Source organism: Halomonas sp. 707D4 (assembly GCF_024158685.1).
Taxonomy (GTDB): Bacteria; Pseudomonadota; Gammaproteobacteria; order Pseudomonadales; family Halomonadaceae; genus Vreelandella.
The window spans coordinates 1-6716 of record NZ_JAMZBD010000148.1; the positions used below are offsets into that span (position 1 = coordinate 1).

The window sequence follows — 6716 nt, forward strand, 5'->3', positions numbered from 1 at the left end:
GCACGGCTACTTTCTGCGCCCGGGCGACCCGCATCGCCCGGTGGTCTACCAGGTCGACAACGTGCGCGACGGGCGCGGCTTCACCACCCGGCGGGTCACCGCGATCCAGAAGGGGCGGCCGATCTTTTTCTGCAGCGCCTCGTTCCAGCTGCGCGAGCCGGGCTTCACGCACCAGCTCACCATGCCGGACGTGCCGAGCCCCGAATCGCTGATCGAGGAGGGTAACGTCAAGCACGAGCGTTTTCCCGGCCACCCGATCGAGTTCCTGCACCTGGATCACAATCCGACCCCCGCCGCCCCGGCCGGGCGGGGCCTGTGGTTTCGTATCAAGGGCGAACTTCCTTCCGATCCGGCGCTGCATCGCCACCTGCTCTCCTACTCGTCGGACTTCAATCTTCTGACCACCGGGCTGATCCCCCACGGCGTCGAGTTCCGCGACCCGGAACTGCGCATCGCAAGCCTCGACCATGCGCTGTGGCTGCACGAGGACACCCGCATCGACGAGTGGCTCTTCTACTCCATCGACTCGCCCTGGGCGGGCAGTGCCCGCGGCCTTGCCCGCGGCAGCATCTTCGACCGCCACGGGCGCCTCGTCGCCTCCACCGCCCAGGAGGGGCTGACGCGCTACCCGCAGGCGTGATGCCCTGAATGCAAAGAAGCCTTGAACGCAAAGAAGCCCGTCGATGACGGGCTTCTTGCTATCGGCACAGCGGCTACCCGGGCGGGGCGTTTCTAGCCGCCGTAGACGTTGTCGATGGTCTTCAGCGGATAGTGTGCCGGGTACGGCTTGCGCGCAACGCCGGAGTCCACGGCGGCCTGGGCGACGGCAGAGGAGACGCGCTCCAGAAGGCGCACGTCGACCGGGGTCGGAATGATGTAGTCACGCCCGAAGCTCATCTCGCGGCCTTCATACGCGTTCAGCACCTCTTCCGGTACCGGCTCGCGGGCCAGATCCTTCAGCGCGTGTACCGCGGCGAGCTTCATCGCCTCGTTGATGCGCGTGGCGCGCACATCCAAAGCACCGCGGAAAATGAACGGGAAACCGAGGACGTTGTTGACCTGGTTGGGGAAATCCGAGCGACCGGTGGCCATGATCACGTCCGGGCGCGCCCCGCGTGCGACGTCCGGGTGGATTTCCGGGTCCGGGTTGGTGCAGGCGAAGATGATCGGGTCGGCAGCCATCTTCTTGACGTGGTCGGCGCTCACCAGCCCCGGGCCGGAAAGCCCGATGAAGACGTCGGCGCCGTCGATGGCGTCATCGAGGGTGCGCATGTCCGTGTCGCGGGCGAACTCGGCCTTGTACTCGTTGATGCCCTCGCGCTCGGTGTGGATTACGCCGCGGCGATCGAGCATCACCAGGTTCTCGGCTTTCGCGCCGCAGGAGATCAGCAGGCGCATGCAGGCGATCGCCGCCGCGCCGGCGCCCAGGCAGACGATCTTGACGTCTTCGATGCGCTTGCCGGCGATCTCGAGGGCGTTGAGCATGCCGGCGGCAGTGACGATGGCGGTGCCGTGCTGGTCATCGTGGAAGACCGGGACCTTGCAGCGCTCGATCAGCGCCTTCTCGATCTCGAAGCACTCCGGTGCCTTGATGTCCTCGAGGTTGATACCGCCCCAAGTATCGGCGATGCGCGCAACGGTGTCGATGAACTCCTGCGGCGTCTCGGCATCGACTTCGACGTCCACCGAGTTGATGCCGGCGAAGCACTTGAACAGTACGCCCTTGCCTTCCATGACCGGCTTGCTGGCCAGCGGCCCCAGGTTACCAAGCCCCAGGATCGCGCTGCCATCGGAGATCACTGCCACCAGATTGCCCTTGCCGGTGTAGCGGTAGGCGTTCTCGGCATCACGGGCGATCTCGCGCACCGGCTCGGCCACGCCCGGGCTGTAGGCCAGCGCCAGATCGCGGGCGGAGGCGGTGGACTTGGTCAGTTCGACCGACAGCTTTCCGGGAATGGGATAGGCGTGGTAATCGAGCGCGGCCTGCTTGTTGGCGTCCGTCATGAGGAATCCATTATCCTAAAGTAGATATGTCACACCAGAATATAGAAAAAGCGATCGTCACTCAAGGACACAGTCAACCTGTCGACAAAAAGGAGATATTGGGCTGCGTTGAAAACTTTTCCACGATTTTAGCGGCTATTTGCTGCAACTTATAGCAAGCGAACTCAGCCATAACCCATTGCTTATTGATGCATCGCAGCAATTAATGGAAATTCATTTCATTTTTTGGCCATAAAAAAACCCACGCAATCGCGTGGGTTTTTTCGCACCCGGTACCGAGGTACCGGCAAGCGGGGCTATCAGCCGCGCTTCATGGCAGCGCCGAAGCGCTTGTTGAAGCGCTCTACACGGCCACCGGTAGAGGCTTGCTTCTGCTTGCCCGTGTAGAACGGGTGGCAGTTGGAGCACACGTCCAGGGAGAAGTCCTGACCAGAGGTCGAACCTACCTGGAAGCTGTTGCCGCAAGAGCAAGTGGCGGTGACCATGTTGTAATTCGGGTGGATACCTTGTTTCATCGTGAACCTCGCATACTCATGCCGCCACCTGATCCGTTGCCAGGCACCGCATAGGGGTTTGAAATAACTGCTGACCGGGTTATCCGCTTCATTGGCAAAGCGCCAAGCGGGCGCATATTCTAGCAACTTTAACGGCGGAGGCCAATTGTCAGACTCCTTTTCTTCCCGCGTCGCTCCGGGTTCGCCATCGCCGGAAGCGCTGCAGGTGGCGCTGCCCTCACCGCTTCGTCGCCTGTTCGACTATCTTCCGGCGCCTCGGGTTCCCCCTCGCGGCTGGCAGGTGGGGCTTCGCGTACGCGTGCCCTTCGGCCGGCGCGACGTGGTCGGCGTGGTGGTCGGGCTGCTTGCCAGAAGCGAGCTGCCCCGGGAAAAGCTGAAACCCGTCGCCGAGGTGCTCGACGACGCGCCGCTGCCCGAGGACTGGCTGTGGCTTTGCCGCTTCACCGCGCGCTACTACCAGCACGGCCTGGGCGATACCCTGCAGATCGCCATGCCGGCCAGGCTTCGTCAGGGCCACCCCCTGACCGGGCGCACTTACCTGCAGTGGCAGGCGATCACCGAGCGCGACGCGGCCGAGCTCAAGAACGCCCCCCGCCAGGCCGCGCTCCATGCGCTTTTGCGCCAGCACGCCCATGGCCTGCCCGCCCAGGCGATCAGCGCCCACGGCTATACCCGGGCACAGCTCGAGGCGCTGGCGCGCAAGGGCTTCGCCTTCGCCACCGAAGTCTCTCGTCAGGCGGGTCACACGCCCTCGGGGCTTCTAGCCGCGCCGGCGCTGCCGCTCAATCGCGAGCAGGCAGCCGCACTTGCCGCGCTGCACGAGAACCTCGACGGCTACCACCCCTGCCTGCTCGAAGGCGTGACCGGCAGCGGCAAGACCGAGATCTACCTGCAACTGATCGAAGCCATCGCCGCCAAGGGCAAGCAGTCGCTGGTCCTGGTGCCGGAGATCGGCCTGACCCCGCAGACGCTTTCGCGCTTCAAGAGCCGCTTCAAGGTGCCGGTGGTGGCGCTGCACTCCGGGCTCAACGACGCCGAGCGCATGGACGCCTGGGAGGCCGCCGCCGGTGGCCGCGCGCTGATCGTGATCGGCACCCGTTCGGCGATCTTCACCCCGCTCGCCCGCCCTGGCGCGATCATCGTCGACGAGGAGCACGACGGCTCCTACAAGCAGCACGACGGGCTTCGCTACCACGCCCGCGATCTGGCCGTGGCCCGCGCCCACCATCACGGCATCCCGCTTCTGCTGGGCAGCGCCACGCCGTCGCTCGAGAGCCTTTCGCGGGCGCTTTCCGGCGACTACCGCCACCTGCGTCTCACGAAGCGCCCGAGCCGCCACCCGCCGGCCAGGCTCGAACTCACGGACCTTCGCCACCAGCGCCGCCAGGGCGGGCTTCTGCCCTCGGCGATCAAGGCGATCACCGCGACCCTCGAGGCCGGCAAGCAGGCACTGGTGTTCATCAACCGGCGCGGCTTCGCACCGAGACTTGCCTGCCACGCCTGCGGCTGGATGGCGGACTGCGACCAGTGCGATGCGCGCATGACGCTGCACCGCCAGCCCCCGCTTCTGGCCTGCCACCACTGCGACAGCCGCCGGGCGCTGCCGGACGCCTGCCCGGAGTGCGGCAGCGGCGATTTGCGCGCACTCGGCTCGGGCACCGAGCGCACCGAAGAGACGCTTACGGGGCTTTTTCCGGACACCACGATCCACCGCATCGACCGCGACAGCACCCGGCGCAAGGAGAGCTTCGATGCGATCCTCAAGGAGGTCCATCGCGGTGAGCCCTGCATTCTGGTCGGCACCCAGATGCTCGCCAAGGGCCACCACCTGCCCCACGTCACGCTGGTGGTGGTGGTCAACGCCGACGGCGGGCTCTACAGTGCGGATTTTCGCGCGCTCGAGCACAGCGCCCAACTGCTCGAACAGGTCGCCGGGCGCGCCGGGCGTGCCGCCCATCCCGGCCGAGTGCTGGTGCAGACCCTGCACCCGGACGACCCGCACCTTGGCAAGCTCGCCGAGCATGGCTACGGGGCACTCGCCCGCGACTTACTCGAGGAGCGCAGGCTCGCCAAGCTCCCGCCCTTTGGTTACATGGCGCTGCTGCGCCTGGAGAGCGCCCAGGAGCAGGCGGCGCTGGCACTCGCCCAGGCAGCGGCCCAGGCGCTTCGCCAGTGGCTTGCGCACTCCGGCACGCAGGCGCGCTGCCTGGGCCCGGTGCCGGCGCCGATGGAGCGGCGCCAGAACCGCTATCACGTTCACCTGCTGCTCGCCGCCGACAAGCGCAGCCAGCGCCACGCGGCGGCGAACTACCTGGTGCAGTGGCTCGACGCCAACCGCGAGGCGAGCCGCGTGCGCTGGTCGATCGACATCGACCCACAGACGCTTTCCTGAGTGAGCGCTCACTCGAACAAGGCCGGTCGAAACGCGATACGGCTTTGAAACTCGGCGCCAAATGCCGATAATGGCGTTTTTGCATTTTGCTCGACGCGTTTATCTGCGCACGCCGCCACCAGAATTTCGGATATTCAAATGAAAGAGACGATCAACTCCCTGCTCCAGAGCGCGATCGATGCGCTGAAGCACCAAGGCGTGCTGCCCGATGACCTGACCGCGACCATCAAGATCGACCCCACCAAGGACAAGGCCCACGGCGACTACGCCACCAACCTGGCCCTGATGCTGGCCAAGCCCGCCGGTCTCAAGCCGCGCGAGCTGGCCGAGAAGCTGACCGCCGCCCTGCCCGAAAGCGATGCCATCGCCAGGACCGAGATCGCCGGCCCCGGCTTCATCAACTTCTTCGCCGCCGCGGACGCCGCCGCCCAGATCGTCGCCAACATCCTGGACGCGGGTGACGCCTTCGGGCGCAGCCTGGTCGGCCAGGGCGAGAAGGTGCAGGTCGAGTTCGTCTCTGCCAACCCGACAGGTCCCTTGCACGTCGGCCACGGCCGGGGGGCAGCGATCGGCGACTGTCTGTGCCGGCTGCTCGAAGCCACCGGTTTCGAGGTCACCCGCGAGTTCTACTACAACGACGCCGGCGCCCAGATCCAGAACCTGGCGCGCTCGGTGCAGGCCCGCGCCAAGGGCCTGGGGCCGGACGACGCCTCCTGGCCCGAAGACGGCTACCGCGGCGACTACATCGTCGACGTGGCTAACGACTACCTGGCCGGCAAGACCGTCACCGCCGACGACCGCGAAGTGACCGCCAAGGGCGATGCCGATGACCTGGACGCCATCCAGGCGTTCGCCGTGGCGTGGCTGCGCCGCGAGCAGGACCTGGACCTCAAGGCCTTCGGCGTGGCGTTTGACGTCTACTTCCTGGAGTCCTCGCTCTACGAACAGGGCAAGGTCGAGGAGACCGTCGCGCGGCTGACGCGAAACGGCCACACCTACGAGGACGACGGCGCGATGTGGCTGCGCACCACGGATTTCGGTGACGACAAGGATCGCGTGATGAGAAAGCGCGACGGCGGCTACACCTACTTCCTGCCGGACGTCGCCTACCACCTCGACAAGTGGAACCGCGGCTTCAAGACCGTGATCAACGAGCAGGGCGCCGACCACCACTCCACCGTGACCCGCGTGCGCGCCGGCCTGCAGGCGCTGGAAGCCGGCATTCCCAAGGGCTACCCGGACTACGTGCTGCACCAGATGGTGATGGTGACTCGAAGCGGTGTCGAGGTGAAGCTCTCCAAGCGCGCCGGCAGCTACGTGACGCTGCGCGATCTGATCGACGAGGTGGGGCGCGACGCCACGCGCTTCTTCCTCGCCGCGCGCCGGGCGGACTCCCAGCTCACCTTCGACATCGACCTGGCCCGCTCGCAGTCCAACGACAACCCGGTCTACTACGTCCAGTACGCCCACGCCCGAGTGTGCAGCATGCTCAGAAAGGCCGAGGCGGAGTCGCGCGCCTTCGACTACACCCAGGCCCTGGCGAATCTGGCCAGTCTCGACAGCGACCAGGAGAAAGCGGTGCTCAACCGCCTGGCGCGCTACCCGGAGGTGGTCGAGCAGGCCGCGCGCTCCCGCGAGCCACAGCAGGTCGCCCAGTACCTTCTCGATCTGGCCGGCGACTTCCACACCTGCTACAACGCGGTGAAGGTGATGGTCGACGACGACGCGCTTCGAAACGTTCGCCTGGCGCTCGGCATCGCCACCCGCCAGGTGCTGCGCAACGGACTCGACCTGATGGGCGTCAG

The 6716-nt window shown here is 66.2% G+C and carries 5 protein-coding genes; 3 read left to right on the forward strand and 2 right to left on the reverse strand.

Going from position 1 to position 6716, the window contains the following annotated elements; all coding sequences use genetic code 11:
- On the forward strand, positions 1–640 hold a 640-nt coding region (locus BIS11_RS08230), incomplete at its 5' end, for an acyl-CoA thioesterase II (protein ID WP_253585908.1).
- A 92-nt stretch (positions 641–732) separates the two neighbouring features.
- On the opposite strand, the gene BIS11_RS08235 is transcribed toward BIS11_RS08230, so the two are convergent.
- On the reverse strand, positions 733–2004 hold the full coding sequence (locus BIS11_RS08235; RefSeq protein WP_253423620.1) for a malic enzyme-like NAD(P)-binding protein: 1272 nt from the start codon (positions 2002–2004) through the stop codon (positions 733–735).
- A 299-nt stretch (positions 2005–2303) separates the two neighbouring features.
- Positions 2304–2519: a 50S ribosomal protein L31 gene (gene rpmE, locus BIS11_RS08240; RefSeq protein WP_253423617.1), complete on the reverse strand. Its 216-nt coding sequence runs from the start codon at positions 2517–2519 to the stop codon at positions 2304–2306.
- Between the two features lie 145 nt (positions 2520–2664).
- Between rpmE and BIS11_RS08245 the strand changes: the two genes are divergently transcribed.
- Both BIS11_RS08245 and argS read left to right on the forward strand, forming a co-directional pair.
- Positions 2665–4911 (forward strand): primosomal protein N', encoded by a 2247-nt coding sequence (locus BIS11_RS08245; RefSeq protein ID WP_253585909.1) that lies wholly within the window; start codon positions 2665–2667, stop codon positions 4909–4911.
- A gap of 138 nt (positions 4912–5049) precedes the next feature.
- Positions 5050–6716, forward strand: a 1667-nt coding sequence (gene argS / locus BIS11_RS08250; RefSeq protein ID WP_253585910.1) for an arginine--tRNA ligase, incomplete at its 3' end; no start/stop codon positions are given.

Bases quoted from the DNA above. Each gene is read 5' to 3' on its own strand.
- BIS11_RS08235 (WP_253423620.1), bottom strand. From the start codon at position 2,004: ATGACGGACGCCAACAAGCAGGCCGCGCTCGATTACCACGCCTATCCC.
- rpmE (WP_253423617.1), bottom strand. From the start codon at position 2,519: ATGAAACAAGGTATCCACCCGAATTACAACATGGTCACCGCCACTTGC.